The following is a 3,628-nucleotide window of genomic DNA, read 5'->3' as shown; positions in this document are numbered from 1 at the left end:
GCCTCCACACGTTCGCGCGTGGCACGAGCAACATCGGATTTGCTGTTGAGCACGCGACTCACCGTCGAGACTGAGACCCCCGCGCGCTCAGCGACGTCGACGATCGTCAAGCCGGAGCCCTTCAACAACTTCATCATCGCCGCCTTTCCGGTAGCGCTTCCAGGATTTCTTAGTATCCCGCGCACGTGCGTGGGCGTCAATCACTTCGTCTTTTTCGGCAAGAATATTATCAAATTACCAATGATTACGGGGCTTGTGAAACGAAGTTACCATCTCTCAAGATAATCTCCGTTGCCGTCACTTGACAAAGTGACCCCGCGCCATGAAGATTCGAACAACCAATTTCGGTAACGCTACCGGAAATTCTAAGGCCCCAGTGTCGGGGCAGAGCGGAGCCACCTCCCATGACCGCACATCTACCTCGCCGGGTCCTGCGTACTGCCGCAGCGGCGGTAGCTGTTCTCGTCGTCACCGCACTCAGTGCGTGTGGCACCACTGCTAGCGCGCCAAACTCGTCGAGCAAACCGTCAGGCGACGGGAAAACATTGTCGTCGGTCGAAGACTTTGCACTCACCGCCGACCAGGTCGCCAAAGTGAAGGATAAGAAGCTGCGCTTCGGATTCCTCATGAACAACATCGCCGATGACTTCAGCAAGACACTGGTATCGAGCGGTCAAGAATGGGCCGACAAGTACAAGATCAAACTGATCGTCAACAGTTCGGACTTCGACGCAAACAAGCAGTTGAGTCAGTTCAATGCCTTAGTCCAGCAGAAGGTCGATGGGATCTTCCTGACAGCCGTCGATGCGGCGTCGATCGGCACCGCGGTTGTCCGCGCGAACAACGCCAAGATCCCCGTCTTCATCGTCGGCGGTGCTCCCGCCCGCGGGAAAGTTGTCAGCGTGATGAACGCGGCCTCCTACGACGGAAGCAAGGAGGCCGGCGCCGCACTGATGAAAGCGATCAACAAACCCAACGCGAAAATCGCTGTGATCGGCATCCCGTTCGCGCTGCAGACCATTCGCGACCGCGAAAAGGGAATTCTTGACGCCGTCGGTGCTGCTGGAGGTCAGGTCGTGTCACTGCAGTCCGACTTCAGCCAGGACAAGCTCCTCGCTCTGGCGACGAACGTGATCGAGGCCAACCCCGACCTCGACGGCATATTTGCCACCTGGTCGCTCGGCGTGAACGCGGCCACGGAGGCCGTGAAGCAATCAGGGCGAAACATCCCGATTGCGGGATACGACGCAGAGGCTGCGGGCTACAAGGAATTCGCTAAGGGCAACGCCAACCTCATTGCGCTGTCTGGTCAGCAGGCCTTCGTTCAGGGCAAGGCCGCAATCGAGGGCCTCGCACAAGTCGTGCTCGGAAATACCTTGGCACCCCAGATCATCACACCAAATATTCTTGTGACGAAGGACAACTATGCCAAATCGTGGACAAAGCAGTACCCCTCGACCCCCACGCCGTACTAGTCCTCAGTCTGCTGGCCCTGTCGTGAACTTCGCGGCAGGGCCACAGGCCGGGGTGGACGCGCTTCAGGTCGTCGGCGTAGCCAAGAGCTACGGGTCGACTCGGGCGCTATCGGATGTCACGTTTAGTGTCCGTCGTGGCGAGGTCCATGCGTTGATGGGCGAAAACGGCGCGGGCAAGTCGACGCTCATGAGGATTGCCGCAGGCATCGTGCAGCCTGACGCGGGCTCATTGCTCGTCGACGCCGTGCAGCTCCCTTTCGGGCGGCCATCGGCCATGCGGGAACGCGGGCTCCAAGTCGTGTTCCAAGAGCTCACAGTGCTAGACAACATCGACCTCGCCCACAACCTATTCGTTACAGGTCTGCCGCACCGTGGCGGGGTCGTTCTCTCGGGTGAGCTTTACAAGATGGCGGCCGCGACATTCGACAGACTCGGACTCGCTCTCGATCCGCGTGCCCTGGCGGGAACTCTTTCTGTCGGTATGAAGCAAGTTCTGGAGATCGCTCGAGCGGTCGCGCAGAATCCGTCCGTTCTGCTCCTCGACGAACCTACGTCGTCCCTGGGGCGCGAGGAGGAAGAACTCGTTTTCCGGTTGGTCCGCGAGTTGCGGGGTCAGGGAGTTGCCATTGTGTATGTGACACATCGCATGGCCGAAGTTTTCGCCCTTGCAGACCGGATATCTGTGCTTCGCGATGGTTATACGGTCATGACGCGTGCCGCGGACGACGTGACTCGCCCTGAATTGATCGCAGCGATGGTGGGTCGTGTACTGGCGCCGACGGAACGCGTAGCACCCGTATCCGGCCACGAGGTATTGACTGTTCAGGGGTTGGGAGGAGGGGTCGTCCGCGATGTAAGTCTGGCCCTCCAGCGAGGCGAAGTCCTGGGCCTGGCAGGGCTTATGGGGTCGGGACGCTCGGAAGTCGCTCGCATGATCGCAGGGATCGATCCCGTGGAGACGGGAACTATGCGCCTTCGGAGTGAGCCGTTCCTTCCCAAAAACGTCAAGGCGGCACTCGCCGCTGGAGTCTGTTACGTGTCGGAGGATCGAAAGCTGACTGGGCTGCATCTCCCGATGTCGATAGCGGAGAACATCTCCCTCCCGGTGCTTCGATCGATGCAGGTTCGCGGGTTTCTGAATCTCCGCAGCATCCGAGACCGCGCTCAGGAATGGATCGCTCGCCTTAACATCCGCACAGAGGGGCCGTCGCGTGCGGTCGACACCCTGAGCGGCGGTAATCAGCAGAAGGTTGCCCTCGCCAAGTGGCTTTCAACGAATCCCGATGTCATCCTGTTGGACGAGCCCACGCGGGGGGTGGACGTGGGCGCCAAGGCGGAGATCCATGAACTGATCAGATCGACGGCGCGGGCCGGAGCCGCAGTGCTCGTGATCTCCTCCGAACTCCCCGAGGTGATCGCGGTAAGTGATCGTATCGCGGTTATGGCGGGTGGGCGTCTCGCCGGGATCATCGACGGCCTCAGCGCAAGCGAGGAAAGCATCCTTGAGCTTGCGTTCCGCGACATCTCCGCGGAGGTGTGAACGATGGGCGCGTCCGTGATCACCGCTCGTCGACAGGCGACAAGTGCCCTTTTGCCGATGTTGGGTACGGGCGCGTTGCTCGTGCTCTTCAGTGCATTGAGCCCCTACTTTCTCGACCCGATCAACCTGCAGAATCTCGTCAACGACGCGTCAACCCTTCTCCTCTGCGCATTCGGGATGACCCTGGTGATTCTCGTCGGGGAGATCGACCTATCCGTCGGTGCCGTATGCAGCCTCCTGACTATCGTCTTCGCGTCCCTGCTCACGATGGGGTTGGTGTGGCCACTGGCCGCTCTGATAGTGATGATGGTCGGCCTGGGGATCTCTGCGATCAACGGCGTGGTCTCGGTGATCGGAGGCGTTCCGTCGTTCATCGTCACCCTCGGAACCATGAGTATCGCGACCGGGGCGAGCTATCTGCTCACCGGGAGCATCGCGCTCCCCATCACGGACGAAGGGTTTTTCTCCGCGCTGTACTTCGGCACGTTCCTCGGCCTCCCCGTAACCTCCTACCTCGTCGCAGGGGCCTTGCTCGCAGTTCTGGTATTCCAGACCCGCTCAGCACTCGGGCGAGAGTTTGTGGCCGTGGGCATGAATCCCGAAGCAGCTCGGC

Annotated in this window: 4 protein-coding genes; 3 read left to right on the top strand and 1 reads right to left on the bottom strand. The window is 60.3% G+C overall.

Going from position 1 to position 3,628, the window contains the following annotated elements; all coding sequences use genetic code 11:
* Positions 1 to 134: LacI family DNA-binding transcriptional regulator (locus RMN95_RS13930; protein ID WP_309617512.1), on the bottom strand; the 134-nt coding region annotated here is incomplete at its 3' end.
* Between the two features lie 270 nt (positions 135 to 404).
* On the opposite strand from RMN95_RS13930, the gene RMN95_RS13925 reads away from it, so the two are divergent.
* The 3 genes from RMN95_RS13925 to RMN95_RS13915 all read left to right on the top strand — a co-directional run.
* The gene (locus tag RMN95_RS13925) at positions 405 to 1,475 is read left to right on the top strand and encodes a sugar ABC transporter substrate-binding protein (protein WP_309617511.1); all 1,071 of its coding nucleotides are present in this window, start codon (positions 405 to 407) and stop codon (positions 1,473 to 1,475) included.
* A gap of 22 nt (positions 1,476 to 1,497) precedes the next feature.
* On the top strand, positions 1,498 to 3,015 hold the full coding sequence (locus tag RMN95_RS13920) for a sugar ABC transporter ATP-binding protein (RefSeq protein ID WP_309617510.1): 1,518 nt from the start codon (positions 1,498 to 1,500) through the stop codon (positions 3,013 to 3,015).
* Between the two features lie 3 nt (positions 3,016 to 3,018).
* The coding region (locus RMN95_RS13915; RefSeq protein ID WP_309617509.1) for an ABC transporter permease at positions 3,019 to 3,628 on the top strand (610 nt) is incomplete at its 3' end.

The organism is Salinibacterium sp., assembly GCF_031364185.1.
In the GTDB taxonomy this organism is placed as follows: Bacteria; Actinomycetota; Actinomycetes; order Actinomycetales; family Microbacteriaceae; genus Rhodoglobus.
The sequence above is the reverse complement of the archived record's forward strand: the minus strand, read 5'-3'. Positions and strand labels throughout refer to the sequence as shown.

Bases quoted from the DNA above. Each gene is read 5' to 3' on its own strand.
- RMN95_RS13925 (WP_309617511.1), top strand. From the start codon at position 405: ATGACCGCACATCTACCTCGCCGGGTCCTGCGTACTGCCGCAGCGGCG.